This is a genomic window from Bacillus sp. FSL R10-2780, from assembly GCF_038006125.1.
Lineage (GTDB): Bacteria > Bacillota > Bacilli > Bacillales > Bacillaceae_G > Bacillus_A > Bacillus_A cereus_U.
This window is the reverse complement of record NZ_JBBOUQ010000001.1, coordinates 4,446,472-4,472,580: the sequence shown is the minus strand read 5'-3', so window position 1 is coordinate 4,472,580 and position 26,109 is coordinate 4,446,472. Positions and strand designations below refer to the sequence as shown.

The following is a 26,109-nucleotide window of genomic DNA, read 5'->3' as shown; positions in this document are numbered from 1 at the left end:
AATTCGCTTAGAAGTTATCCCTAATTTTCTTTTTAAAAATTCACGTATATATCTCTTATCACTCATTCAAACTACATATGATGGAGGTGGGAATATGTATACTGGGCGTGATATGACTGAGCTAACTATGATTTCCAAAAATGAATGGAAAGAGGATGAATTAGCTTATTTTCATCATTCATTTCAGCAAATTATGCCTTATCTAAATGTAGAGGGACAAACGATTTATAAAGAAATTGTGAAAGAAATCGAGTCACGGGGCGGATTATAAACGCGTGGATTTCCAACCTCAAAATACAAATTTATTTTCAATATAAAAAACGTGTTCCAAATTTCTGGAACACGTTTTTATTATTTATCCCGCTATTCGCCAGGCAGTAAGACCCCCACCTCAAAATGCAGCGAAAGCAAAGAAGTTAGGTAGGGATCAACTGCCCGTAAAAGCCCGATTGGTGAAGGCTAATAATCAGTGGGGGATGAAGAAAACCCCCACTGATTAAAGTTTCACTTTATTGCATTGTAATTTTTTCAACACACTTTTCGTAAATTGTACGATGTGATTTCGAGAAAGGTAACTGTTCGAACGCTTCTTTCGACACAAACTTTAATGTATCCGTTTCGACAATATTACCTGTTACTTTTCCGTAAAATATAAATATATCCCAAGTACGATGTGTAAAAGTATGTTGTACATTCATCGCGTATTCATCAATTGAAACAGAGAGATCAAAGCTCTCCTTCATATAATCCGTAAGCTGTTGTTTCTGATTACGAATACCTTCACCTAGTTCAATATTCGGGAACTCCCACATATTAGCCAGTAATCCCGTACTTGGGCGTTTATTAATTACGTAACGGCCATCTTCAGTTTGAAGTACTCCTGCAACGAGCGGTACCATTGTAGGTGCTTTCGCTTTACTTTTCACTGGTAGTTCTTTTTGAACACCTTCAGCATACCCTCTGCAATGTTCACGTACAGGACAAAGTAAACAAGATGGATTTTTCGGGATACAAATTAATGCCCCTAATTCCATCAAACCTTGGTTAAAATAAGATGGATTTTCTACCGAAATAATTTCACGCACAATCTCTTCAAAAACTTTTCTCGTCTTCGGCTTTGCAATATCATCCCACACTGATAAAATACGAGATAATACGCGCATAACATTTCCATCAACCGCTGGCTCTGGTATGCCATATGCAATGCTTAAAATGGCACCTTTTGTATATGGTCCTACTCCTTTTAATTTTTCAATTTTCTTTACATCGCTCGGTACTGTCCCGCCATATACTTCTTTTACCTCTTTTACTGCCGCGTGTAAATTTCGTGCTCTAGAATAATAACCTAAGCCTTCCCATGCTTTTAATACTTCTTCATCATCGGCAGTTGCTAGCGCTTCAAGCGTAGGAAACTTCCCCATAAAATTTGCGTAATATGGTTTTACAGCCTCTACCCTTGTTTGCTGTAACATAATTTCCGAAACCCAAACACGGTATGGATCTTTATTTTTTCGCCACGGTAAATCACGTTGTTCTTTTTCAAACCAACCAATTAAATCATTTTGAAACTGTTCTATGTTAAACTCATTTAATATTTCAAGTGTCAAACTTGATCCCCCTCATTTTTTTGCATATATGTACTATTATAAAGATTTTAGGAAAAAATTTAAGTAAGATGACATAGGAAATAGAAGGCAAAGGACTTGAGGTATCGAATAAAAAGAGTTACATTAATAAAAAACGGAGGTGGATTTCTATGGACACAGCCACTCACCTTGTTATGGGCGTTACTCTAGGCAGTTTGGCAACATTAGATCCAGCTATAGCACAAAGTGATATTGGGCCACAAGCAGTGATGCTTGCAACAATTGCCGGTTCCAATATTCCTGACATCGATACAGTTTTAAAATTGCGTAATAACGCTAAATATATAAGAAATCATCGCGGGATTACTCATTCCATTCCTGCAGTGATTCTTTGGTCACTCCTTATAAGTGGCATCTCTTTCGCCTTCTTTTCAGACGCTCCCTATCTGCATCTACTACTTTGGTCATTTATTGCCGTCTTTCTTCATGTCTTTGTGGATATTTTCAATGCCTATGGTACACAGGCTTTAAGGCCCTTCACAAAAAAATGGGTAGCGCTCGGCATAATTAATACGTTTGATACGGTCATTTTCTTTATCCATATACTCGCTATCGCCTGTATGCTTGTCGGAGCACATAAAGGCTATACTGCTTTAGCAGCGTATATATTAATGTTTGTTTACTACATCGGCCGCATTATGATGCATCGAAATATCAAAAGTGTAGTATACAAACGTTTCAAAAATGTAGAGAAAGTGATTATTTCTCCTTCTTACAAATTTTATCATTATCATTTAGCCGTCGTTACAACTGAACATTACTACGTCGCAAGATGGCACCGCGGTAATATCCTTGTATACGATAAATTTAATCGCGTACCGTTCCCGAATACTGCCATTATGCAAGCTGCTGTGCGAGATGAAAATATATCTGCTTTCTTATCTTTCTCGCCTGTATATCGCTGGGATATTTTCGATTATGATAACTATTATGAAGTTCGATTTATTGATTTGCGGTATCGAAGTAAAGATTATTATCCATTCGTCGCAATCGTCCAGCTCGATCAAAATTTAAATATTATTAATTCATATACAGGATGGATTTTCAGCGAAGAAAAACTTCGAAAGAAACTGGAATTGCTTCCACATTAAAAAAAGCGACCTAAGTCGCTTTTTTTAATGTTTCAAATGATCTTCTTGATTGATTAAATGGCTATACTTCGGATTATTCGTACGCATTTCATGAAGGCGCTCTCCATGATTATTAACCCATGTTCGTACCACTTGTTCAGTCATTTCCTCACCTTGGTAACGACCTGATTTAGCATAAGTTGTTCGGAAGTCTTCCCACAGTAATTCAACCCATGCACGAGCTTGTGCGTAAGAAAGGTTGTCATTCTTATCTAATAATTCTTTCGTTAATGTTTCATAAATATCATTCATGTTCCATTCTCCTTTTATCTATCCCGATTGGTGCGGGCTAATAACCAGTGGGGGATAAAAAAACCACTGGTTAAAGTTGCATTTTATTCCCTTCATTTCTAAAGGATAGTTTCTTCTATTTTGCACATTCTATAAGTGATACTTCTTAAAGGGGTATCGACTGATAATGAGGGGGCGTTCTTAATGGGTAGACAAGCCGAATTTTGGTCTGAGTCAAAAAACAACAGCAAAATCGACGGTCAACCAAAAGCGAAATCACGCTTCGCTTCGAAACGACCTAACGGCACAATTAACACGCACCCACAAGAACGTATGCGTGCTGCAAATCAGCAGGAAGAGTAGTCCAAATTAAATTCCTACACGAGGTGATAAAGATGAGCTACCGTGACCATTTAGATCGTCGTTCTGAATTATTTAACCATACGTGGACTCGTCCAAAACATGCGAAGGCGCAAGTTAACGGACAGACGCAACAAACCCAGTCTCTCATTATACTGGCAAACGAATGTAAAAAACGCCAATTTTAGAATCTCCTATCTCCTTTAACGCCTACCAAAGATGAAAACCAGAGAGATTCGCTCTCTGGTTTTTATTTTTCTTGTAGCAAGGAAATTGGTATTCCAATCTCTTCATTATCATTTTGCTTATATCCCCAAGCAAATACCCCATTGAAATACGTAATTTTAAATACCACACCAGGTTCTTCTACTAATTCATATGTCTCACCAATATGGAATTTATTTATATCTATCATATAAGCACGAGCCATAGCCATTTTTCTCATTAATACATCGAATTCATTTACAATTCCAAGTTGCTCAGCCTTTACTGCTTGCTCCTTCAAAACCCCAATTTCTTCCCTTAGCTCATGTGGTGTCATTTCACTGTAGCGTTTTGGCATACCCATCTTATTTCCTCATCCCTCTTCACGTTTCATTTGTAAAAATATATCTATCTCATCAATAGAGAATCCTTTTCGATATAACGCTTGCTTCACCTTATTTTCGAATGTCCAACCATCATACTTCTTATATTTCTCATAATATTTATTCCCATGATAGTGTAACGCTTCTTGTTGCTGTTCGTCATCTTTTTCGTCTTTCAATTCTTCCAGACAAATTTGAATTACCTCTCTAGAATACCCTTTACGAACAAGCATTTCTTCTAATTTTTGTTTCATTTGTAAAAATGAATGCTTTTGATAAGATTTTTTTTTCTTTTCTATAAGAAACAAAGCATTCTCAATTTGCTTCTCCTTTGGATACTCTTGTAAACTATGTGTAATGATTAAATCCTGAACACCTTTACTTAATAGCCCTCTCCTAATAACAGTTGGACCTTTTTGATTCACATTACTTTGCGTTCGCACGTATGAAATAGCGTACTCTTTATCATTAATATATCGATCATGTAATAATTTCGAAATGACTTCAGAGATGATGGCCTGTCCCACTTCTTTTTTTCGTAAGAAATCTTCTATTTCTTGTTTTGTTCTCATTTGATAGGATAAATAGGAAATTGCTTGTAAATATGCTTTTTGTACCTCTTCATTGTACAAAATATTCCCTAACGCTACTTCATCAATTTCTAAGCCTTTTTGTAACCCATGTTTCATTAAGATTGATTGATTCACACTAAACCCGTACTCTTCACCTTGACCTTTATCAATATAAATATTAAATCGTTCTTTCGAGCGTTTTTGCACTTCTATTTTTGTAATGACAGTCATACTCTCACCTCTCTATTATTTTAACATAGTCAAGGAACGTTTTTGCTTTTCAAGAATATATATAATGAGGAGGAAATGATTGTGAAAATCGCAATTTCTGGTGGCTCTGGCTTTATCGGCAAATACCTTTCTAATTTTTTTATTCAAAAGGGGTATACTGTTTACATTCTTACTCGAAAAAAAACTGCTGAAACTTCACATACTAACCTTCAATACGTACAGTGGACACCGGATTTACAGACCTTCCCCCTCTCCTCTATCGATGTAGTTATTAATCTATCTGGAGAGTCTATTAATAGTAGATGGACAAAGAAACAAAAAGAAACAATTTTAAACAGTAGGATTCAAACAACAAAAGGACTCATGAAACAATTACAAGCACTCGCAACAAAACCACACACATTTATTAACGCAAGCGCTATTGGATACTATGGAACATCTGAAACAGAGTCTTTTACTGAGCAACAAGAAACTCCCGGAAATGATTTTTTAGCAGAAACAGTATTTTTATGGGAGCAAGAAGCATCTAAAGCACGTTCTCTTGGAATAAGAACAATCTACTCAAGATTTGGAGTCGTATTAGGTGCAGACGGAGGAGCTCTTCCAAAAATGCTACTTCCCTATCAATTATATATTGGGGGGACAATTGGATCTGGAAACCAATGGTTATCATGGATTCATATAGACGATGTCGTTCGCATGATTGATTTCATCATTCACAAAAAAGAAATTGACGGACCTTTTAATATTACAGCGCCAACGCCAATACGGATGAAAGAGTTCGGTGAAATTATTGCCACTATAACTAGGCGACCTCATTGGTTACCTGTTCCTTCATTTGTACTGCGCGCTTTACTCGGTGAGATGAGTATACTTGTATTAGAAGGGCAACATGTATTACCCAATAAAGCGATTGAACATGGATATCGATACACATTTCCTACAGTTAACCATGCATTACAAAATATACTCTTGCATACAATGTAGTACTTCTAAAATAGTTTTACGGGTAGTTTATCTCCTTCAAAACTTCTCACTTTCTAAACTCCGGAGCATTACTACACGAACAACCTTTCAGTTACTTTGTCTTAACTTACACTAAATATTACAAAGTAACAGAAATGAGGTACCTATGAAAACATTGCTCAAACAAGCCATCGTATATCCTATTACCTCTCCAAAATTTCAAGGAGATGTACTGGTTACAGGAGAACGAATCACCGAGGTCAAACCTTATATTAAGCCTACTCAAGATATGACTGTTATAGACGCACGAGCTCTTCATCTTTTACCTGGATTTATTGATGTGCATACTCATCTTGGTCTCTATGACGAAGGCACTGGTTGGGCTGGTAATGATGCAAATGAAACATCTGAAGTTTCAACACCACATATCCGTTCTTTAGACGGGATCCATCCTTTTGATATTGCATTTCAAGACGCTGTACAAAATGGGGTTACGACTGTTCACGTTATGCCCGGAAGCCAAAATATTATCGGCGGTACTACTTGTGTAATAAAAACTGCTGGAACTTGTATTGATCATATGATTATTCAGGAACCCGCTGGTTTAAAAATTGCCTTTGGAGAAAACCCTAAAAAGGTCCATAGCAACGGCACAAAAGAATCAATAACACGTATGGGAATTATGGGGTTACTTCGTGAAACATTCTATGACGCACAACACTACGGGCATGAAGCTGATTTTCGAATTCTCCCTATTTTAAAAGCACTCCGCCGAGAAATACCAGTACGTATCCACGCTCACCGCGCAGATGATATCACTTCAGCTTTACGCTTTGCGACAGAATTCAATCTTGATTTACGTATTGAACATTGTACAGAAGGACACTTTATTGTTGAGGAACTTTCGAAACATAATTTAAAGATTTCAGTTGGTCCGACCCTTACACGACGTTCGAAAATCGAGCTTAAAAACAAAACATGGGATACTTATCATATATTATCTAAAAGTGGCATAGAAGTTTCTATTACAACAGATCACCCTTATACACCCATTCAATATTTAAATGTTTGTGCCGCTATCGCTGTTCGAGAAGGATTAGATGAAAAAACGGCCTTGGAAGGAATAACTATTTTTCCAGCTCGTAATTTACGTTTAGAGAATAGAATTGGAAGCATTGAAGTTGGAAAAGATGCTGATCTCGTGTTATGGACTCACCATCCTTTCCATTATTTAGCCAAGCCTGTACTCACCATGATTGACGGAAAAATAATTTACAAAAAAAATAAAAAAAACTAGTTTATTTTTTTGACTAGATAAAGTATTATACGATTATAAACTGAATGAAACCATAATCAATTTGTGTCGTGATTATCATTTTCAAATTGATGAATGGGGAAGGCAAATGGTGCGCCACCAGCGTTATAAACTGGTTCTAGTGGGTTCGATTCCCACCCCGAAATTTTTTAAAGATTGATATAAAAATTTCGAGGGTGGGTGTTTTTTCGTCATGCTACCCTCGTGTGAGGAGGAGTTAGTGTGTTGAAAAAACGCGACTTACACGACAGCCACGTTCTATACGAGTTAATGGTGGATCCAGCTGTCTTCCCTTTTGTGCGTCAAAAGGCTTATTCTTATGAAGAATATTTATTTTTAACGAAACAAACAATTGAAGCCGAAGAGCGTGGAGAATTAATCTCACGCACAATTTTAGATGAATGGGGTAACCCTATCGGTACAATTACTTTATTTGATGTGCAAGAAAAAGCCGGATTCCTCGGAACCTGGCTTGGCAAACCCTATCATGGCAAAGGATATAATAAATTAGCGAAAGATTCATTTTTTAGCGAACTTTTCTACGAATTAGATATTGAAACGATTTTTATGCGTATTCGTAAAATAAATATCCGGTCTATTAAGGCTGCCGAAAAACTACAATATGTAAATCTAGCAAACGAAACAAGAAAAGCCGTTTATGATGAAATTAACGCGCATGAAGAAGTATATAATTTATATGAAATTCCAAAAGATCAATATACACTTGCAACAATGCGAGATACAACATTCCAAGAAGCACACCAATTAAAAGAAGCATAATCTAAAAATTCAGAAATAATAATTAATCATTACTAATTTGACATATATGTATATCACCCCATGTCTTTGGAAACGATAGATAGTGACTTTAGGACACGAGGTGATTTGTAATGGATAAAAAGAAACGTGATAAAGCAAAAAACACATTATCTAGTACACAAGAAGTTCTCTATCAACGAGAATTTCGAAAAGCAGATCGTGCAGCGGGCTATCGCTCAAAAAGCATTTAAAGTGAAACTGAATAATTAGAAGGTTTCCCCCCTAATTATTCAGTTTCATTACATAAGATTTTCCAATAGATTGGCAAAAAAGGTTCCTTATAAATAAGGAATCTTTTTTGTGGACAACTTTATCCACAAAAATCGTAGAATTGTGCATAAATTCCAAAAGTATTTTACGAATTCATCTATTTAAATGAATTCTAAACGTGAGAATTGTGGATAATTTTCTAAAAATTGTGGACTATGTGGATATAGTTGTTAATATTCCGACTTTACTGTCTAATAGAAGCGTAATACCTTGTGGATAAGTTAATAATTCACGTTTACTTTTTTTACAACAATAAAAAAACCCTCTTTAAATGCTTAAAAGAGGGGTTTCATATTAAGTAAAAGATTCGGCAAGAGCTGGTGATTTAATAGGTATATGATTCGGCTCTGCATGATTTTCTGCCAAAATTGTATCCACAATATGACCAGCTGGCTCAGGACGATAAATACTTTTCATTGCTTCTTTCATTTGAAGAAGCTTCATATCATCTTGTAATAACGCCTCTGTTTTTGCAAAAACTTCACTATCATCACGAATGACAACTGCAGCCCCTTTTTTTTCAAAATACAACGCATTTTCATTCTCTTGTCCTGGGACAGGTTTATATAAAATGACAGGTACTTGTAATGCTGCTGCTTCGCTTAATGTAATACCACCTGGCTTCGTAATCATACAAGAAGTAACACGGAACAACTCATCAATGTTTTCAACATAACCAAATACTTTTAAAGCATCAGAACTTTGTTCCTGTAGTTCCATTAAATCCTGCTTTAAAGCTTCGTTTTTCCCACAAACGACAACTACTTGTAAGTTTGGTACTGACATAAATGACTGGCATAGCTCTTTTACACTCCCTAGCACACCATGAGCACCTGCTACAATTAGTAACATCTTTTTATCCTTACATAACTGATATTTATTATATATAATTGCTGGATTTATCTTTAGCTCAAAACTGCTGCGAATCGGAATCCCTGTTTCAACAATTTGCTCTGCAGGTACACCGATATCAACCATCACTTTTTTCACATGATCGGTTGCTACAAAATAACGATCTACTTCTCGATGGATCCATATTTTATGCACACAAAAATCCGTTAATACGTTATAAACAGGAATAGAAATACCTATTTGCTTTTTCAATTCTGGTACAGCGATGATTGGAAAGGTATTAATAACAATATCCGGTTTCTCCACCTGTAATAGCGTCTTCAAACGCTTTCTTCCAAAATTCGCATACCAAGATGCTATTTTTTTATCATAAATTTTCTCTACACCATAATAAAACAAACGATATAATTCTTTTCCTACCGTATAGCTTTTTAAATATAAATATTTTGTAATATCGGTTATAACTGGATGTGATTCTCCGAACAAGTCGCATACAATTACATCTTTGATTCCTTTTTGACGAAAGGTTTGTTCTAATGTTTTCGCTACTTGCACATGACCGTTACCGTAATGTGCAGTTAATATTAAAACCTTGGGGTTTTTTATCAAACAAATCCACTCCTAGCTTTTTGTTTCTCCATATTGCATATACGACAATAGGAAAAACATTTTCCTTAAACATTACATACTCGGATTCCAATATTCCCCTGTTAGCTATGTACCTGTCGTGGATATGCAAAGCATATAAGATTGACCCCTTAATCCTATCTGTGCTCATATCTTTATATTATACTTTCCTATAAGGGCTTTCGCAATAACTTACAAATGTTCTATATTTCATGATACTCACTCTTTTACTTCTTAATTCTTTTTACTATTTTGTTTTCCCTTTACAATTATGTAAATTTCTCCGCCTATCCTTTACAAAAATATGGATATTCTCTCTTCAGTATACTCTTTTCTAAATATATACTCTAGATTTTATTATAAAGTGAAGGCTAATAATCAGTGGGGGTTTACGGGCAGCAGGGGTCCCACAAATAGCGGGGTAAAGAAACAAAAAGCCTAATCCAATATTTGGATTAGACTGCTTTTAAAATATGTTTTGCATGCTCAACATTTTCTTCTGTCGGTGGATTCACATCCGCAAGTGGATACTTATGTCCAAGTGCCTCCCATTTATAAACACCGAGTTTATGATATGGTAACACTTCCACTTTCTTAACATTAGATAGACTTTGAATAAAGTTTGATAATTTTTGCAGATCCTCTTCACCATCGGTAACACCGGGAACCAATACATGTCTTACCCAAATTAGTTTCTTTCTATCCGATAAATAACGAGCAAATTGTAAAATGTGTTCATTTGGTTTCCCTGTTAATTTACGATGTTTCTTTGAATCAATATGCTTCAAATCTAATAAAACTAAATCTGTATAATCCATTAAAATATCTAGCTTATTTTGGAATTCTGGTTCTTCAGAATAACAACCGCCCGAAGAATCGATTGTTGTATGGATACCAGCTTCTTTGCACTTTTTAAACAACTCAATTAAGAAGTCTAGCTGTAATAGTGGCTCTCCACCGCTAACTGTTATACCGCCTCCAGAAGCTTCAATAAATGGAAGGTAACATGTCACATCCTGCATCACTTCTTCAACTGTTATTTCTTTACCTTTACCGATTTCCCACGTATCAGCATTATGACAATATTGACAACGTAATAAACACCCTTGTGTAAATATGACATAACGAATCCCTGGGCCATCAACAGTACCGCAAGACTCTACAGAATGTATTCTTCCTTTTACCATGTTACTTCCTCCTTTATTGAAACAGCCTCCCTCCGCTATATATTAAAAGCGGAGGAACACTTTTTTCACTTACATGCTTTCATGCATTGTACGGTTAATTACATCAATTTGTTGTTCACGAGTTAATTTAATAAAGTTAACAGCGTAACCAGATACACGAATTGTTAATTGTGGATATTTTTCAGGGTGCTCCATTGCATCCATTAATGTTTCACGGTTAAATACGTTAATATTTAAGTGGTGTCCTTGTTTTATTGCATATCCATCAAGCATAGATACTAAGTTGCGTACTTGTACATCATCTTCTTTACCAAGTGCTTTTGGAATAATAGAGAATGTATTTGAAATACCATCTTGTGCATCTTCATATGGTAATTTAGCTACAGATAATAATGACGCTAATGCACCTTTTGTATCACGGCCATGCATTGGGTTTGCGCCCGGTGCAAATGGTTCTCCAGTACGACGTCCATCTGGAGTGTTACCAGTTTTCTTACCGTATACAACGTTAGATGTGATTGTTAAGATTGACATTGTATGAACAGAATTACGGTATGTTTTATGTTTACGAATCTTGTTCATAAATGTTTTCACAAGATTTACTGCGATTTCATCTACACGATCATCATTGTTACCGTATTTAGGGAAATCTCCCTCAATTTCGAAATCAACTGCAATACCATTTTCATCACGAATTGGTTTTACTTTTGCGTATTTAATTGCACTTAAAGAGTCTGCTACTACAGATAATCCAGCGATACCTGTTGCCATTGTACGAAGAACATTTGTATCATGAAGTGCCATTTCAATACGTTCATAGCTATATTTATCGTGCATATAGTGAATTACATTTAATGTATTTAAGTATAGACCAGCTAACCATTCCATTGTCATATCGAATTTACGCATAACTTCTTCATAATCTAATACTTCAGAAGTAATTGGTGCGTATTCAGGACCAACTTGTGCTTTTGACTTTTCATCTTTACCACCGTTAACCGCATATAGTAATGCTTTCGCTAAGTTTGCACGTGCTCCGAAGAACTGCATTTGTTTACCAATTCTCATTGCTGATACACAACAAGCAATACCGTAGTCATCACCGTAGTCAGAACGCATAATGTCATCATTTTCATATTGAATTGCTGATGTTTTAATAGACATTTTTGCACAGTAGTTTTTAAAGTTTTGCGGTAATTGTTTAGACCAAAGAACTGTTAAGTTTGGTTCTGGTGCTGGTCCTAAATTATCTAATGTATGCAAGAAACGGAATGAGTTTTTTGTTACTAACGGACGACCGTCTAACGCCATACCACCGATAGATTCAGTTACCCAAGTTGGATCTCCAGAGAATAGTTCATTATAATCAGGTGTTCTTGCAAATTTCACAAGACGTAATTTCATAATGAAATGGTCAACAATTTCTTGTGCTTTTTCTTCTGTTAAAGTACCATTTGCTAAATCTCTTTCAATGTAAACATCTAGGAATGTAGAGGTACGTCCAAGGCTCATTGCTGCCCCGTTTTGCTCTTTAATTGCTGCAAGATAAGCAAAGTATAACCATTGGAAGGCCTCTTGTGCATTTGTAGCTGGCTTAGAAATATCGAATCCATGAGAAGCAGCCATCTGTTTTAACTCTTGAAGTGCACGCATTTGCTCAGATAATTCTTCGCGTAAACGCATTGTATCTTCGCTCATTACACCGCCAGTTAAATTATAATCAGCTTTTTTCGCTTCAATTAAATGATCTATACCATATAGCGCTACGCGGCGATAGTCACCGATAATACGTCCACGTCCATATGCATCTGGAAGACCAGTAATAACACCTGATTTACGAGCCGCTTTCATTTCTGGTGTGTATGCATCAAATACACCTTGATTATGAGTTTTACGCCAGTCTCTGAAAATCTTGCTAAGTTCTTTATCCATTTCATATCCATACGCTTCACAAGCTTGTTCCGCCATACGAATACCACCATATGGTTGTAAAGAACGTTTAAATGGTTTATCAGTTTGGAAACCGACTACTTTTTCAATCTCTTTATTTAAATATCCTGGTTCATGTGATGTAATAGAAGAAACAATTTTTGTATCCATATCAAGAACGCCACCGTTTTCACGTTCCTTTGTTGTTAAATCCATTACTTGATCCCAAAGTTTTTTCGTTGCTTCAGTTGCTTCCGCTAAGAAAGAGTCTTCTCCCTCGTAAACGTTTACATTATTTAAAATGAAATCGCGAACATCAATCTCTGCTTTCCATTTTTCACCTTTAAAGTTTTCCCACGCGTTTTTTACATTTTCTAATACTTGAGTCATCCTAATCTCCTCCATTTTTGATTAGTACAGGACTGCGTTTTTTTATATAACAGCTTACACACTTAGAATACTACTTTTTTTCGGAGGTGGACGAAATAGTTGTGACATGTTTGTGAAATGTTGAGCAAACTACTATACCCGTAGTGTTAACTTCATGTAAAAGTCTTTATAACTAAACCTTTCTTTAATTGTATTTTTTTGGTACCCTTATATACGAGTCCTATTTTGTAATATAAGAACGATACCCATTGTAGAGCTGTAATACTCTTATCTCCTAATCTGTTATAGTTTTTATAACAGAGCAAAAAAGTGTACATACGTTGTACACTTTTTTTGTTACCACTATAAAACATCTCTTTTTCTATTTCCATCATAAAATCCACCACGACTGTTTGTTAATGCAATTAATTGCTCTAATCCTTCTATATGATCACCAATAATTCGAAGGACAGCTGGAGGATGACCTATTTTTGCGAAATGTTCACTGGGACGAATACGGTTCATCTTATCAACATCGATACGACTTACACAAGCGATTTCAAAACCTGAAAGTACAGCTTTCACTTGTGCTACACAAGGTGACAATAATGATTTATACCCTATTTCCTTCAAACAAGTACGACTAAACGCATTAGGAACCGCAATAAGAGAGCCTACTCCTAAATCTTTTCTATCACAAGCTAAATTTAATGCATATTTAAATGCTGTTACAAGATGAAGTGGTACTCTCAAATCTAAATAATGATTTAAATCATTTAATGCGACATCCGTTCCATCTGCAATAGCTTTTGCAAAGGGATATAGCTCACTAGCTGGGATAACAAAATCACCGTCTATAAATAAAACAATTTCTCCTTTTGCAAAATAAGTTCCAAGTGAACGCCCCACATCGTTTCCAAGTGCTTCTTTATACACAATTGTTGTTGCTCCCTTGTCTTTTGCAATTGTTGCCGTTTTATCGGACGAACCATTTACAACAACAATGATTTCCAATGGTTCAATTTTGCGAAGCTCTTCTATAATCTTTCCAATCGTCATCTCTTCATTTTGCACAGGAATAATAACCGATAATTGCTGTCCTTTATACAAATTAGATGTAATGCCCCATCCTTGATAAAAGTCTTCAAAATTTAGAGTATGGTAGACACTATCTCTTTTCCTATTTCCATCGCAATATCCCCCGCGCGTATCACTGCCTAATATCCTTTCTGCTACAGCTTCTATATGATCGCCTATCATTCGTTTTTCGGAATGAGCAAGATTCGTGCCGTATGCAGCATGCTCAAATGGACGAAATTTATTCGGCGTAATAACGTCAATTGCACAATGACGACTAATTCTCCATTTACTTTGCGCTAGGCGTAGATGAGCCACAATAGGATTAACAAAACATTCGTATCCAATACTTTGCACAACTTCCTTCTTCAGCGCATGTGGTACAGATAGTAAAGAATCAATTTTTAATTCTTCATGCTCTAACATTGCATTTAATATTTGGCGCCATACTGTAATAGAATGTGGTTTTTGTTTCTTTAAAAATAATGCGTCTAAATTATTTAAAACGATGTCCGCCTGATCATGCAAAATCGGATTAAGGAATAATTGTAATTTTGAAGTTTGAATAGCAAAATCACCATCTACAAACAGTAATACATCACCTATCGCATGTTTTGCACCAACTGCGCGTCCAACATCGTTACCAAGTGACTCTTTATGCTGGATTACTGTACATCCTAAGCTCTCAGCAATCGCTTCTGTACCATCATTACAACCATTTGCTACTACAATAATCTCTACTGGGTTTAGTGCTTTTACCGATTGAACCACGTCTAAAATCGTATCCACTTCATTACATACGGGAATAATAACTGATAACGACTTAGCCATTGTTTTCTTCACGAAACCACTTAATAGTTTCTTTCAATCCTTGTTCCCACGTTACTTTCGCTTGAAACTGAACAAGTTCTCTTAATTTCGTTACATCTGGTTTTCGATTTGGAATTTCTTCAAATCCATGTGGATATACTTCCTCAAATGGAACGTGCACAATTTTGGAAACAGACTTCGTTAATTTTTTTATATCTTCCGCTACTTCCCTTATATTTTTTTCATTCTCAGAACCTATATTAATAATTTCACCATTTACCTTCTCATCCATTGCAAGAATTGTTGCCTCGACCGCATCACTTACATACGTAAAGCAACGTGTCTGCTTCCCATCTCCATATACGAGAATATCGTCACCTTGCAAAGCCGCACGAATAAATCGTGGAATTACTCCTGCGTACGGACCATCTTTCGCTCTTGGACCATAAATATTAAAATAACGAACAATCGTTACAGGTAAGCCTTCTAATGCGTACCCTAAACATAATGTTTCCTCTAACGTTTTACAAATTGCATAACTCCAACGTATTTTGGAAGTTGCACCGTATAAACGATCTCCTTCTTCAGAGAATGGTGGCTCTCCCTTTCCATATACTTCAGAAGTAGATGCAAATACTACTTTCTTCTTCCCTTTTAACGCTGCTTGTAAAATATTTCTCGTTCCATCGAAATTTGTTTCAATGAGCTCTACACTTTTTTCCATTGTAGTTTTGACTCCCAAAATTGCAGCTAAATGGAACACCACATCATGTTGATTTACTAATTCATAAATTGAACTTTTATCTAACACGCTTATTGGAATAACTGAAATCTCTTTCATTAACTCATTATGATATTTATTTTTTCCTTTATAGAAGTTATCCACAATAGTAACTTCATAACCTCTTTTCACCAACCCTTCAGCTAAATGTGAACCAATAAATCCTGCTCCACCTGTAATTAAACATTTTTTACTCATACACTCACCTTCTTTACGATTCCACGTGTATCTATTAATCGCTCAATTCCTTTAAAGAGCTTCCAATCGATACTAGAGTGATCCGTTACAATTAAAATACAATCTGCTTGTTTAATTCTTTGTTCATCTAATGGAATGGATTGATATAGTGTATCCCCAATTTTCGCTGAAGAAATATAAGGGTCATGATATTCTATCTTGTACCCTTCTTTTATTAATAATTGAATAATTGGCAACGCTGGTGATTCTCTCAGATCATTTACATCTTTCTTATACGCAACCCCTACAATTAACACCGTTGCGGGTGATTGCACCATACCTTTTATTTTCCCAATTATTTTCTCTGGCATTTCTTCATTAATTACATGTGCCGCCTCAATTAATTGACTAATTGCTCCACTCTTTTTTATTCTCCATTGAAAATATAAAGGGTCTACTGGAATACAATGTCCCCCTATCCCTGGACCTGGCCAATATGGAGTAAATCCAAACGGTTTTGTAGATGCAGCTTCAAGCGCCTCATAAAAATTAACATTCAAACTTTCACAAAGTATATTTAACTCATTTACTAATGAAATATTAACTAAGCGCTGAATATTTTCAAATAGCTTACACATCTCGGCCACTTTCGGAGAGCTAACTGGAACGACTACATCAAATATAGCGCTATACAAATCCTGTACTTTTTGTTTACACTGCTCGGTTTGTCCACTAATAACTTTCGGAATAGTTTGGACTGAATACTGGCTATTCGCTGGATCAATTCGTTCTGGAGAATAGCCAGTATAATAATCTTCTCCTACCTTTTTACCTGTTTGAGAAATAATCGGAATGATAACTTCCTCCAGTGTACCTGGATATGTGGAGCTTTCAAAAATGAAGGTTTGTCCTTTTTGAAGGTTTTGTTGTATATAATAAGAGGCTGAAATGAGGGCACTTAAATCTGGTTCTTTCTGCTCATTAATTGGGGTTGGCACGGTCACAATGACATAATCGCTATGCTTAAAATCCGCAACACCTTTATCTGGTGTATTCACTATTAATTTTCTTTCGTTTATTAAGCCTTGTAATACTTTAGAAGACACATCAGGAATATAACTTTCTCCTTTTATAATTGATTCTATTTTCCTAGTATCCTTATCTAATCCAAGTACAGCATGTCCTCTTTCTGCAAAAAGGACCGCTAAAGGAAGGCCAACATATCCTAATCCAATAATGGTTACTTTACTACTAGCATTCATCTATATTCTCTTCTTCCCTTCTCAATTGTAGTATTATATCTCTATCCCTTTCTCCATCCGTAAAACTCCCGCGCTCATTCGTATGTTGTAATAAATAAGCAATCGCCTCAAGCTGATCTCCGAAAATACGATCGAATGCAGGAATTCGTCCGTTTACAAACCCGTGTTGTTCTGGACGTATACGGTTCGGTTTTATAACATCAACAAAATCTATTGCGCTTATAGAAAAATCAGCTAAAATAGCTTTCATTTGAGCTAACGGTGGAATAACGAGGGCCTCGTATCCAATCTTCTCTATTACTTTTTTATGCATAGCATGTGGCACTGCCGTTAATGAGTTGTTCCATAAATCTGGTCGTTTCGCTACCAAATTCACGAAATATTTCCCCATACTAATTGGATCTGCCGGGTGAAACATATCTAACAAACATTGCAAATCATTTAACGCCACATCATTTCCGTCTTCAATAGCATGCAAAAATGGAATTAGCTTTTTTGCCGGAATAGCAAAATCACCATCAACAAATAAACAAATATCTGCCGTAGCATGCATAGCCCCTATCGCTCGAGCTACATTATGTCCAAGTGCCTTCGCGAATTCAACTACAATAACATTCTCTAGTTTTGCTTGTTTAATTGTCTCCGCATCCGCTCCATTCGCAACAACTATAATTTCATCTATATCTGCTTTTTTCACTTCTTGTATAACAGATCTTATAGTCATTTTTTCTTCTGATACTGGTATAATCGCACTGTATTTCGCTTTTTCCTTTTGTAATAAAACTGGTTTATACTTCCCTATAAACTCTCTATCCCTGTTTCCCTCCGAAAAACCGCCGCGTTTACCATATGTTTCGATTACGTATTGCAAAGCACGCAAATGATCACCCATAATACGACTAGTCGCTTTCGGATAAGGAGAACCAGGTGATGTACCCGTATGCACAGGACGAACCTTATTCGTGTGAATTACATCGACCGAAGCCATATCAGCAATATCTACTCCTCTAGACATCGCCATCGCTTGAAATAGTGCTGGATCTGCTAAATTCCACCATCCAAGTCTCTCGATAGCTTCCCGGCTCATCGCATGTGGAATTGCGATTAAAGAACCAACAACAAGCTCTTTTTTATTCAAATAACGATTCAACATGGATTTCCCAACTGTCGTATAATGTGGTCTCATCTTTAAATAAACAGACCATGTTAAATTATTCACAACAATTTGATGCCCCTGCTGAATTCCTTTCACGAAACGTTGTAGCTCTTTACTCTCAATAACGATGTCACCATCTAAAAACAATACAATTTCACCTTTTGCTTCTCTAGCTCCAATTGCTCTTCCTACATCATTACCAAGAGAATGTTTATAATAAATTACATGGCAACTATGCTGTAATGCGACTTCCTTCGTTCCATCTGTCGATCCATTATCTACTACAATAATTTCATACGGTTTCAACTTCTCCACTTCTACTAAAACTTGTGATAAAGTACTTGCTTCATTATGCGCTGGAATAACAACTGATATTCTCATACTTGTATCACTCTTACCCTTCCAAGCGAACATAAGCAATAATAGGAATACGCACGAGTACATCTTCAGGTGGTCCATAAGAAGGAGATGTACGAACACTTACTGCCCCATCCGTCACAGATAAAAGAATACCTGCAACAACTTCTACAGCTGTCACAACTTGCACTAACTCACCAACATGGTTACGCAATTCATCAGTAAATAACATATATAAGTCTCCTTTCTTACGCTTCTTTCATTGATATAATACTTGTAAATGGTAATAAAACTTCTGTTCCTATTCCTTCTTGCAGCGTTAAGAAATCGTCACCAACTGCTACAATAACACCTGTTAACTGTCCAACTGTCACAGTAATTTCTACGTTTTCCCCTAAATATTGCTTTGCAATTTCTTTAAAAGGTGATGTATTGCATTCTTTTAAAATGTTACAAATAATAGATTGAAATTGACTTGATTCTATAAATTCTTCCATAGCTTGCTTAGAATTTCTTTGAATAAACCTCGCGAAGTTTTGCGAAAATAAAAGTCGTTCCACAGCAGGCAGTAACTTGTCATCTAAAAAATAACCTAATTGTCTATTAAACAGTCTGGATAATTTATGCCAATATTTTTTGAACAGACACATATGCTTCTCCTCCTATTATTTTTAAAGTACAAAAATTCACATCCATACATCTTAATTTATACAAAGCAGGGTTTTTTGTGATAGGTAAGGCATACATTTTCTAAAAGAAATAATTGTTTCAGAGCATAAAAAAAGATAGATGGTTTCCCATCTATCTCTTTGCTAATCTTTAATTTTTAATTGTCACAATGGCAGCTACGCCGTAATATACCGCTCTTGATAATTCTGCTTGTTCGGATATAGAAGCTGTAACAAGGGATCCACCACTTGCCGAAAAATATTTTGCAGCTTCTAACGGAATACCATCTTCTTTCACATCAATATGTGTTCCATCTTGCCAGTCTATTTTCTGCATTGTTGCTGAAAAGTCCCCAGCCACTTTACCAATTTCCTTACCATTCATCTCTAAAAATATCCATTCCCATTTTGTTAAACTTAGTACTTGTTTCAACTCTCCAATTTTCTTTCCATTTATACTATAAAATATATAGAAGTTACGCACGCCCATCTTCTTTTGAACACGCAGCAATCTTTCTCCCGATTGATTATATAAATAAAATTGTTGCTTATGTAGTCCCTTAAAAAGAAAAGAAAGTGCACCTTTCCATATACTTTGAATAACGGAATTATACTCTTCTTTTAAAAACCCTACTGCCTTGCCATCTAATCCAAAGTACGTTATTACTTGAAATACCCCTACCTCTCTACGAACAACGAACTTTTGTTGTTCAAATAATCTAGAGCTCCCTATATTACAATTGTCCTGTTTAAGCATTTTTGCTCTTCGTTTTTCTATAAAACTATATATTAGTAATCCAAACGTTGGTAGCAAAATACCTATTAATTTCAGGATTTCTTTATCTGAAGTGAATATTGTTCCTTTTTTATATTCCATAACTAATCCAATTACAACGATAATCCATACAATGATAGCTATAAACAAAGTTCGTTTCGCATTGCGTGCATGATGCTTATGTATACTCATAAACCTCCCCCTTTTCCATTTATTTCATTATCGCACCGCACATATATTTCCTCAATGCAAAAAAAACTATCCAAAAGGACAGTCTTTTACACTTCAATATTTCGCAACATCGTATAAATGTCGTTATTCACTTTACCAAACGATTTAATGTTATTTTGAATGTTAGATAATAAAACGACATAAACACTTCCGTTTTTACTAAATCCATTTAAACAATTCCATCCTGGCATTACACCGTGATTCGAATAACTTCCTGGGTCAACGTACCATCCAAATCCGTAATCCTTTTTCACAGCTGTAAACATTTGATCATAACTCTCTTTAGAAATTAACTTTCCAGAGTACAACGCTTCATTAAATAAATATAAATCGTGCGCACTCGTATATATATCACCACAACCATATAGTTGTGACATGCTCGGAATATTAGGTGTTGTCATATTGTTATTTACTATTTTATAACCTGTCGACGGAAACCTGGTTTGCTCTAACGCTTTACCGAAACCAGAATGTTTCATACCAGCTGTCGCAAAAATATGTTGTTTAATGTATTCTTCTAACGGTTGTCCACTTACCTTCTCAGCGATGTAGGCAAGTATCGAATAGTTCGAATCGGAATATTTCCATTTTTCTCCTGGACTCCCAACACGCTTTTGCTTTCCTATCCGTTTTATCAACTCTTCATGAGAGATATCTTCTGTTCCCTGCTCATATTCTGGAATCCCTGATGTATGTGTTAATAAATGTTTTAGCTGAATGCTATTACCTTGAGGAAAATCTGGAATATATTTTGCAACCGTGTCCTCTACTTGTAATTTATTTTGATCTTTTAATTGCATAATAGCAGTCGCTACAAATGCCTTTGAAATAGAGCCAATATAAAAGGTCGTTTCTGAATTATTCGGTACTTGCTTCTCTTTGTTCGCCATACCGTATCCTTTATTCAAAAGAACTTTTCCGTTCTTCACAATAACAGCTGTTCCACTAAATCCTGCGTTTTGTAAATATTGATCCAATTGAGCGTTTTCATTAATTTCTTGAGGCGGTCCTTCAGCAGGCTGCTCTATAGCTTGCGCTTGTTTCACTTGTTCTTCCTGCTCTTTTTGTTTTTGTGCTTCTTGCTTCTTTTTTTCTTCTTCTTTCTTTTTCAACTCTTCTTGCTTCTTCATTTCTGCTGCTGCTTTTAAAGTTTCCTCTTTTTTATTATGCGCAACAATTTTTGTATACATGAAATATACAAGTGACAGTAGTAGGGCTAGAATGATTGTTCTTTTTATGTATACAATCGACCGATTTGCTTTCCCATTAACAGTATTTTTTTCCTGATCCATGATTACCTTTTTCCCCTTATTTACCGATAATTTAATTCATCTACACAAGACTTATTTCAAATCATTTTCGCAGATTATGGACACTCCATTTCATGTCATCACTACTGTATCACGCACCGAACATATTACCAACCTATATGTTCAAAAAAGAAAAAGAAAATTTATAAAAGTAAGATTCCCTTTAAAAAATTAACAAAAAAAGAGGATATCCTGTAAAAGACTGTTGTTATCAATCTTTTTGGATATCCTCTTATCTAACTATTTACACGTGTTTTTTCATATCATCGGCAACAGATTCAACATTTGTACCTACGATAACTTGTACACTTGTGTTACTTAATTTCATAACACCTTTTGCACCGGCACGTTTTAATGCTGGTTCATTTACTAAACTTGCATCTTTCACTTGTAAGCGTAGACGAGTTGCACAGTTATCAATAACTGCTAAGTTTTCTTTTCCGCCTAAAGCAGCTACGTAAGTTTCACCAATTGAACCTGCAACTGGTGCATCACCCTCTTCAGCTAACTCATCTTCATCTTCATCTTCACGACCAGGAGTTTTCAAGTCGAATTTCTTAATTAAGAAGTAGAATACTACAAAGTAAATTGCTGCGTAAATTAAACCGATTCCCGCTAATAATACTGGTTTTGTTGCAATACCAAAGTTTAAAACGTAATCGATTGCACCGGCACTGAATGAGAAACCATCATGAATGCCAAGTGTCGTTGTAATGAATAAAGAAAGACCTGTTAATACTGCATGAATACCATATAATACTGGTGATAAGAACATGAATGAGAATTCAATTGGTTCTGTAATACCAGTTAAGAATGAAGTTAATGCTAGACCACCTAACATACCTGTAACCATTTTACGTTTTTCTGGTTTAGCAGCCGCAATCATTGCGAAACATGCTGCCGGTAAACCGAACATCATAATTGGGAAGAAACCAGTCATAAACATACCTGCTGATGGATCTTTTGCAAAGAAGCGTGCAATATCACCATGAACGATATCACCAGCTGCGTTTGTAAAGTCACCAAGTACAAACCAGAAGTATGTGTTCATTACATGGTGTAAACCGATTGGAATTAATAAACGGTTTAATAATCCGAATAAACCAGCACCAACTGAACCTAAGTTCACGATGCCGTGTGCTACCGCATCAATACCACTTTGAATTGTTGGCCAAATTTGACCGAATACTAATCCTAGAAGAAGCATTACAATAGAAGTAATGATTGGTACAAAACGTTTCCCCGCAAAGAAACCTAACCATTCTGGTAATTTAATCTTATGGAATTTGTTATATAGTAACCCCGCAACAACCCCAGCAATAATACCACCAAGTATGGCCATATTTATTTTTGGCGTTAACGCCGCTGCTTTTGAAACTTTTGTCATTGTATCTGCTAATTTAGTTGGATCTGCTGAACCGACTAAATCCTGAACACTTTTAAATTTATCATTCAGCTCTGCTGCTGAATATGCCTTACTTAGAGCGTTCGTTGTATTTTGTAAAACAAGATATCCGATTGCCCCAGCAAGTCCTGCTGCTCCACTACCATCAATAGACAAACCGATTGCAACACCAATTGCAAAAATAAGTGCTAAATTATCAAAAATTGCTGCACCGGCCTGTGCCATAACAGGAATATTAAATACATCTTCTTGTCCTAAACGAAGCAATAATCCTGCTGCTGGTAGTACTGCGATTGGAAGCATTAACGCTTTACCAATACGTTGTAAAAACTGCAACATTTTAATTCCCCCTATCAAATTTATGAAATCGTTATCATTATAAGTACGCTTTAGAAAACGCTTTCTATTACATAACCATAATAACATATAGTTGTATAGATGTGTAGTTTTTATTTGCGAACTTTTTATGGATAAGTTTTCTATTTCCAAACTGTTATATAAAAGGAAAATTCTCCTTGTTAGCTACACAATATACAGACAAAAAAACTTATTATCGCACAAATAACTTTCGTTTTATCATTCCACTTTTTCATGTTATTATTTATTTCCGAGCATATCGGGAAAAGTAAACTTAGTTAATTCGAAATAGGAGCGTTGGTACTATGCAGTGCATTGAAACAAACAACTTACAGCAGTTGTTAGAACAAGTAAAACCATATACGAAAAAAGGAAAACTTGCTACTTATATCCCCGAACTAGGAAATGCAGATCCAGCTGATTTAGGGATTGCCATTTTCCATAAAGAAACAGAATATATCCATGCTGGCAACTCACAAACACTATTTACTCTTCAAAGTATTTCCAAAGTAATTACACTTGCACTTGCCCTTTTAGATCGTGGTGAAGAATATGTATTTTCTAAAGTTGGAATGGAGCCAACTGGTGACCCTTTTAATTCTATTATTAAGTTAGAAACGACAAGTCCTTCCAAACCTCTTAATCCAATGATTAATGCAGGAGCACTAGCTATTACAAGCATGTTAGCGGGAAAAGATAACGAAGAAAAAATGGAGCATATTCTTCATTTTGTACGTGAAATAACAGATAATCCTACTATTAATTATTCTTCTACAGTTGCTAATTCAGAATTAGAGACTGCTTACTTAAACCGTTCACTTTGTTACTATATGAAACAAAACAGCATTATCGATTGTGATATTGAAGAACTTATGGATTTATACACTCGTCAATGTGCAGTTGAAGTAAACTGTATCGATTTAGCACGTATTGGCTTAATTTTTGCAATGGATGGATATGATCCATATAAAAAGAAACAGATCATCCCTAAACATATTACGAAAATCTGTAAAACATTTATGGTTACTTGCGGGATGTATAATGAATCTGGTGAATTTGCAATTCGTGTTGGAATCCCTGCAAAAAGTGGTGTAGCGGGCGGCATTTTCGGCTGCGTAAAAGGCGAAATGGGAATCGGCATTTTCGGACCGGCTTTAGATGCAAATGGAAATAGTATCGCTGGTTTTAAAATTCTTGAATTACTTTCTGCCCAAGAAGGTTGGAGTATGTTTTAATTTAGAAGTTATCCTGCTATATTGGCAGGATTTTTTATTTCACGAAAAAGTCCTTTCTACTAGGCATCAACACAATTCAAAAAAACAGTAATAAAAGTTCTCTTTATTATGCATATTTGTTCCCCCCTCCTGAATAATATAGTACAACCTAGCGCTGTATGTGGAGGTGTAAAAGATGAAACTCATATTTCAAATGGAGAAACAACCTGTTCTCGAAAAAACAATTCTCCTTTTCATATTGAGTATTGTAGAAAGTTTGAAACTAAAAGTTGTTTCACTCGATGAAGCTCACCGATACATATTCAATTTAGAAGTGCTTGAACTATTAATGGATCGGAACATCGATGATCAAGTACTAGAACTTATTCATTTCGGAATGGGACTTGAAGACATTTACCATGTACTTCCCGAAGAACTTGAGCATAGTATTGAAGAGCTGAAATGGCTTTGTATTCAAGTTTTAAGTGAGTACAGTATGCATGATGATGAATGTGCACAACTAATTGAAGATATACGCTAAAAAGCACCTATACAGGTGCTTTTATTTTTTTAAACCTTTTGCACAAACATTGGATAATACTTACAAATTTTCATTACCGTGAAAAGATTTCACGTCGATATATGCAATTTCTTAGTGTATTTCCAAGGAAATACTCGAATACTGTTTTCTCTATCCTTCTTACAACAATTGATCAATTCCAATAAGAATTAATAACACACCTGCAATTATAGTTGCCCATTTCCCTAAGTATTCAGCTAAAAATCTTTTACCAACATACATAAAACCACTAATACAAATAAAACTAAAAATCCCAGAAATACATGCCGTAAGCCAAAGATTTAAATTTGTTACTCCAGCATCAAATCCACCTGCAATATTATTTATGGATAATGCAACTCCTAAAACAATTGCTTCAGAAAAACTAATTGTTTTAGAACCATCAAAATCTGCTTTTTCTGGATCACGTAAAATCCCTATAAGTACACTACCATCTTTAGATCCTAGGGTATCTTGTTGACTCAAGAAAGGCTGACATAAAATAAACAACCCAATTATTCCTAAAACAATTGCTCCAATAAGGTTTGCTGTGAACTCTGAAATAAATAATGCGATCCAATTCCCAAAAAATCCAGCTAGTAAAGTAAATGAAAATCCAAAAAATGCGATGATAAAATTGTTGAACCACGAAATTCGAATTTTACGAATGCCATATGCAATCCCAACACCTGCATTATCTAAATTAGACGCAATCCCGATTAAAAAAATTGAAAATAAACCCGCTGTACTCATCGTACAGTCACCCCTTTCTCACTTTTCAATGCATATTATGAAAATGTTGAGCAACTGTGCCTGTCTGTTTCATATACTTGTAATAAATGCTCAACATTTTTTCAACGATAAACACTAGAAAAGGAG

At 35.6% G+C, this 26,109-nt stretch carries 28 protein-coding genes; 10 read left to right on the top strand and 18 right to left on the bottom strand.

The window, feature by feature from the left end:
* Positions 1–94 precede the first annotated feature (94 nt).
* Positions 95–271, top strand: a complete 177-nt coding sequence (locus tag NSQ47_RS23225) for a hypothetical protein (RefSeq protein ID WP_002159377.1) — start codon at positions 95–97, stop codon at positions 269–271.
* 238 nt (positions 272–509) lie between these two features.
* On the opposite strand, the gene mutY is transcribed toward NSQ47_RS23225, so the two are convergent.
* Positions 510–1,607 (bottom strand): A/G-specific adenine glycosylase, encoded by a 1,098-nt coding sequence (gene mutY, locus NSQ47_RS23220; protein WP_002159378.1) that lies wholly within the window; start codon positions 1,605–1,607, stop codon positions 510–512.
* A gap of 149 nt (positions 1,608–1,756) precedes the next feature.
* On the opposite strand from mutY, the gene NSQ47_RS23215 reads away from it, so the two are divergent.
* Positions 1,757–2,737: a metal-dependent hydrolase gene (locus NSQ47_RS23215; protein ID WP_002151725.1), complete on the top strand. Its 981-nt coding sequence runs from the start codon at positions 1,757–1,759 to the stop codon at positions 2,735–2,737.
* Positions 2,738–2,761: 24 nt separating this feature from the next.
* Here NSQ47_RS23215 and NSQ47_RS23210 read toward each other — a convergent pair whose 3' ends face one another.
* A complete protein-coding gene (locus NSQ47_RS23210; protein ID WP_002159380.1) occupies positions 2,762–3,028 on the bottom strand; it encodes a YfhJ family protein in 267 nt (88 codons plus the stop codon).
* 183 nt (positions 3,029–3,211) lie between these two features.
* Between NSQ47_RS23210 and NSQ47_RS23205 the strand changes: the two genes are divergently transcribed.
* The gene (locus NSQ47_RS23205; protein WP_002010326.1) at positions 3,212–3,370 is read left to right on the top strand and encodes a small, acid-soluble spore protein K; all 159 of its coding nucleotides are present in this window, start codon (positions 3,212–3,214) and stop codon (positions 3,368–3,370) included.
* Positions 3,371–3,402: 32 nt separating this feature from the next.
* Complete coding sequence (locus tag NSQ47_RS23200; RefSeq protein WP_002010325.1) at positions 3,403–3,555, top strand: YpzG family protein; 153 nt, start codon at positions 3,403–3,405, stop codon at positions 3,553–3,555.
* Between the two features lie 62 nt (positions 3,556–3,617).
* Here NSQ47_RS23200 and NSQ47_RS23195 read toward each other — a convergent pair whose 3' ends face one another.
* Positions 3,618–3,935 (bottom strand): YfhH family protein, encoded by a 318-nt coding sequence (locus NSQ47_RS23195; protein WP_002113842.1) that lies wholly within the window; start codon positions 3,933–3,935, stop codon positions 3,618–3,620.
* Between the two features lie 9 nt (positions 3,936–3,944).
* Entirely contained in the window at positions 3,945–4,757 is an 813-nt protein-coding gene (gene recX, locus NSQ47_RS23190) for a recombination regulator RecX (RefSeq protein WP_078173494.1), read from the bottom strand.
* An 81-nt stretch (positions 4,758–4,838) separates the two neighbouring features.
* On the opposite strand from recX, the gene NSQ47_RS23185 reads away from it, so the two are divergent.
* The 4 genes from NSQ47_RS23185 to NSQ47_RS23170 all read left to right on the top strand — a co-directional run bounded on the left by NSQ47_RS23185 (position 4,839) and on the right by NSQ47_RS23170 (position 8,048).
* Positions 4,839–5,744: a TIGR01777 family oxidoreductase gene (locus NSQ47_RS23185; RefSeq protein ID WP_033710494.1), complete on the top strand. Its 906-nt coding sequence runs from the start codon at positions 4,839–4,841 to the stop codon at positions 5,742–5,744.
* A gap of 145 nt (positions 5,745–5,889) precedes the next feature.
* Positions 5,890–7,020, top strand: a complete 1,131-nt coding sequence (locus tag NSQ47_RS23180; protein WP_341038065.1) for an amidohydrolase — start codon at positions 5,890–5,892, stop codon at positions 7,018–7,020.
* 240 nt (positions 7,021–7,260) lie between these two features.
* On the top strand, positions 7,261–7,818 hold the full coding sequence (locus tag NSQ47_RS23175; RefSeq protein ID WP_002091129.1) for a GNAT family N-acetyltransferase: 558 nt from the start codon (positions 7,261–7,263) through the stop codon (positions 7,816–7,818).
* A gap of 110 nt (positions 7,819–7,928) precedes the next feature.
* Positions 7,929–8,048 carry a YfhE family protein gene (locus NSQ47_RS23170; protein ID WP_000358484.1) on the top strand — a complete coding sequence of 40 codons (120 nt, stop codon included), beginning with the start codon at positions 7,929–7,931 and terminating at the stop codon, positions 8,046–8,048.
* Between the two features lie 373 nt (positions 8,049–8,421).
* Here the strand turns inward: NSQ47_RS23170 and NSQ47_RS23165 are convergent, their stop codons facing one another.
* The 13 genes from NSQ47_RS23165 to nagE form a co-directional block, all read right to left on the bottom strand.
* The gene (locus NSQ47_RS23165; protein ID WP_002113823.1) at positions 8,422–9,588 is read right to left on the bottom strand and encodes a diglucosyl diacylglycerol synthase; all 1,167 of its coding nucleotides are present in this window, start codon (positions 9,586–9,588) and stop codon (positions 8,422–8,424) included.
* Positions 9,589–10,061: 473 nt separating this feature from the next.
* Positions 10,062–10,793, bottom strand: coding sequence for a pyruvate formate-lyase-activating protein (gene pflA, locus NSQ47_RS23160; RefSeq protein WP_002159384.1), 732 nt, complete (start codon positions 10,791–10,793; stop codon positions 10,062–10,064).
* Between the two features lie 69 nt (positions 10,794–10,862).
* Positions 10,863–13,112: a formate C-acetyltransferase gene (gene pflB / locus NSQ47_RS23155; protein WP_088077393.1), complete on the bottom strand. Its 2,250-nt coding sequence runs from the start codon at positions 13,110–13,112 to the stop codon at positions 10,863–10,865.
* Between the two features lie 152 nt (positions 13,113–13,264).
* Positions 13,265–13,486: a hypothetical protein gene (locus NSQ47_RS23150; protein ID WP_002159385.1), complete on the bottom strand. Its 222-nt coding sequence runs from the start codon at positions 13,484–13,486 to the stop codon at positions 13,265–13,267.
* Positions 13,455–14,999 carry a glycosyltransferase family 2 protein gene (locus NSQ47_RS23145; RefSeq protein ID WP_341038255.1) on the bottom strand — a complete coding sequence of 515 codons (1,545 nt, stop codon included), beginning with the start codon at positions 14,997–14,999 and terminating at the stop codon, positions 13,455–13,457. The genes NSQ47_RS23150 and NSQ47_RS23145 overlap by 32 nt, the downstream gene beginning before the upstream one ends.
* Positions 14,992–15,957 (bottom strand): NAD-dependent epimerase/dehydratase family protein, encoded by a 966-nt coding sequence (locus tag NSQ47_RS23140; RefSeq protein WP_341038063.1) that lies wholly within the window; start codon positions 15,955–15,957, stop codon positions 14,992–14,994. The genes NSQ47_RS23145 and NSQ47_RS23140 overlap by 8 nt, the downstream gene beginning before the upstream one ends.
* Positions 15,954–17,198: a nucleotide sugar dehydrogenase gene (locus tag NSQ47_RS23135; protein ID WP_341038062.1), complete on the bottom strand. Its 1,245-nt coding sequence runs from the start codon at positions 17,196–17,198 to the stop codon at positions 15,954–15,956. Before NSQ47_RS23135 ends, NSQ47_RS23140 begins: the two co-directional genes overlap by 4 nt.
* Positions 17,188–18,735, bottom strand: coding sequence for a glycosyltransferase family 2 protein (locus NSQ47_RS23130; RefSeq protein ID WP_002159389.1), 1,548 nt, complete (start codon positions 18,733–18,735; stop codon positions 17,188–17,190). Before NSQ47_RS23130 ends, NSQ47_RS23135 begins: the two co-directional genes overlap by 11 nt.
* Before the next feature lie 13 nt (positions 18,736–18,748).
* A complete protein-coding gene (locus NSQ47_RS23125; protein ID WP_002159390.1) occupies positions 18,749–18,943 on the bottom strand; it encodes a hypothetical protein in 195 nt (64 codons plus the stop codon).
* A gap of 16 nt (positions 18,944–18,959) precedes the next feature.
* Positions 18,960–19,361, bottom strand: a complete 402-nt coding sequence (locus NSQ47_RS23120) for a DUF2642 domain-containing protein (protein WP_341038061.1) — start codon at positions 19,359–19,361, stop codon at positions 18,960–18,962.
* 169 nt (positions 19,362–19,530) lie between these two features.
* Positions 19,531–20,346, bottom strand: a complete 816-nt coding sequence (locus NSQ47_RS23115) for a sugar ABC transporter ATP-binding protein (protein ID WP_341038060.1) — start codon at positions 20,344–20,346, stop codon at positions 19,531–19,533.
* Positions 20,347–20,432: 86 nt separating this feature from the next.
* Complete coding sequence (locus tag NSQ47_RS23110) at positions 20,433–21,677, bottom strand: serine hydrolase domain-containing protein (RefSeq protein WP_341038059.1); 1,245 nt, start codon at positions 21,675–21,677, stop codon at positions 20,433–20,435.
* Between the two features lie 262 nt (positions 21,678–21,939).
* Positions 21,940–23,439, bottom strand: coding sequence for an N-acetylglucosamine-specific PTS transporter subunit IIBC (nagE, locus tag NSQ47_RS23105; RefSeq protein WP_341038057.1), 1,500 nt, complete (start codon positions 23,437–23,439; stop codon positions 21,940–21,942).
* Positions 23,440–23,762: 323 nt separating this feature from the next.
* Between nagE and glsA the strand changes: the two genes are divergently transcribed.
* Positions 23,763–24,692: a glutaminase A gene (gene glsA, locus NSQ47_RS23100; RefSeq protein ID WP_002113796.1), complete on the top strand. Its 930-nt coding sequence runs from the start codon at positions 23,763–23,765 to the stop codon at positions 24,690–24,692.
* A gap of 175 nt (positions 24,693–24,867) precedes the next feature.
* Positions 24,868–25,212, top strand: a complete 345-nt coding sequence (locus tag NSQ47_RS23095; protein WP_002091149.1) for a DUF3969 family protein — start codon at positions 24,868–24,870, stop codon at positions 25,210–25,212.
* A gap of 159 nt (positions 25,213–25,371) precedes the next feature.
* On the opposite strand, the gene NSQ47_RS23090 is transcribed toward NSQ47_RS23095, so the two are convergent.
* Positions 25,372–25,983 (bottom strand): manganese efflux pump, encoded by a 612-nt coding sequence (locus NSQ47_RS23090; RefSeq protein WP_341038056.1) that lies wholly within the window; start codon positions 25,981–25,983, stop codon positions 25,372–25,374.
* Between the last annotated feature and the right edge of the window lie 126 nt (positions 25,984–26,109).

Coding starts and splice junctions, on each gene's coding strand:
- NSQ47_RS23225 (WP_002159377.1), top strand. CDS start 95: ATGTATACTGGGCGTGATATGACTGAGCTAACTATGATTTCCAAAAAT.
- NSQ47_RS23215 (WP_002151725.1), top strand. CDS start 1,757: ATGGACACAGCCACTCACCTTGTTATGGGCGTTACTCTAGGCAGTTTG.
- NSQ47_RS23210 (WP_002159380.1), bottom strand. CDS start 3,028: ATGAATGATATTTATGAAACATTAACGAAAGAATTATTAGATAAGAAT.
- NSQ47_RS23205 (WP_002010326.1), top strand. CDS start 3,212: ATGGGTAGACAAGCCGAATTTTGGTCTGAGTCAAAAAACAACAGCAAA.
- NSQ47_RS23200 (WP_002010325.1), top strand. CDS start 3,403: ATGAGCTACCGTGACCATTTAGATCGTCGTTCTGAATTATTTAACCAT.
- NSQ47_RS23195 (WP_002113842.1), bottom strand. CDS start 3,935: ATGGGTATGCCAAAACGCTACAGTGAAATGACACCACATGAGCTAAGG.
- recX (WP_078173494.1), bottom strand. CDS start 4,757: ATGACTGTCATTACAAAAATAGAAGTGCAAAAACGCTCGAAAGAACGA.
- NSQ47_RS23180 (WP_341038065.1), top strand. CDS start 5,890: ATGAAAACATTGCTCAAACAAGCCATCGTATATCCTATTACCTCTCCA.
- NSQ47_RS23170 (WP_000358484.1), top strand. CDS start 7,929: ATGGATAAAAAGAAACGTGATAAAGCAAAAAACACATTATCTAGTACA.
- pflA (WP_002159384.1), bottom strand. CDS start 10,793: ATGGTAAAAGGAAGAATACATTCTGTAGAGTCTTGCGGTACTGTTGAT.
- pflB (WP_088077393.1), bottom strand. CDS start 13,112: ATGACTCAAGTATTAGAAAATGTAAAAAACGCGTGGGAAAACTTTAAA.
- NSQ47_RS23150 (WP_002159385.1), bottom strand. CDS start 13,486: ATGATGGAAATAGAAAAAGAGATGTTTTATAGTGGTAACAAAAAAAGT.
- NSQ47_RS23145 (WP_341038255.1), bottom strand. CDS start 14,999: ATGGCTAAGTCGTTATCAGTTATTATTCCCGTATGTAATGAAGTGGAT.
- NSQ47_RS23140 (WP_341038063.1), bottom strand. CDS start 15,957: ATGAGTAAAAAATGTTTAATTACAGGTGGAGCAGGATTTATTGGTTCA.
- NSQ47_RS23135 (WP_341038062.1), bottom strand. CDS start 17,198: ATGAATGCTAGTAGTAAAGTAACCATTATTGGATTAGGATATGTTGGC.
- NSQ47_RS23130 (WP_002159389.1), bottom strand. CDS start 18,735: ATGAGAATATCAGTTGTTATTCCAGCGCATAATGAAGCAAGTACTTTA.
- NSQ47_RS23125 (WP_002159390.1), bottom strand. CDS start 18,943: ATGTTATTTACTGATGAATTGCGTAACCATGTTGGTGAGTTAGTGCAA.
- NSQ47_RS23120 (WP_341038061.1), bottom strand. CDS start 19,361: ATGTGTCTGTTCAAAAAATATTGGCATAAATTATCCAGACTGTTTAAT.
- NSQ47_RS23115 (WP_341038060.1), bottom strand. CDS start 20,346: ATGAGTATACATAAGCATCATGCACGCAATGCGAAACGAACTTTGTTT.
- NSQ47_RS23110 (WP_341038059.1), bottom strand. CDS start 21,677: ATGGATCAGGAAAAAAATACTGTTAATGGGAAAGCAAATCGGTCGATT.
- nagE (WP_341038057.1), bottom strand. CDS start 23,439: ATGTTGCAGTTTTTACAACGTATTGGTAAAGCGTTAATGCTTCCAATC.
- glsA (WP_002113796.1), top strand. CDS start 23,763: ATGCAGTGCATTGAAACAAACAACTTACAGCAGTTGTTAGAACAAGTA.
- NSQ47_RS23095 (WP_002091149.1), top strand. CDS start 24,868: ATGAAACTCATATTTCAAATGGAGAAACAACCTGTTCTCGAAAAAACA.
- NSQ47_RS23090 (WP_341038056.1), bottom strand. CDS start 25,983: ATGAGTACAGCGGGTTTATTTTCAATTTTTTTAATCGGGATTGCGTCT.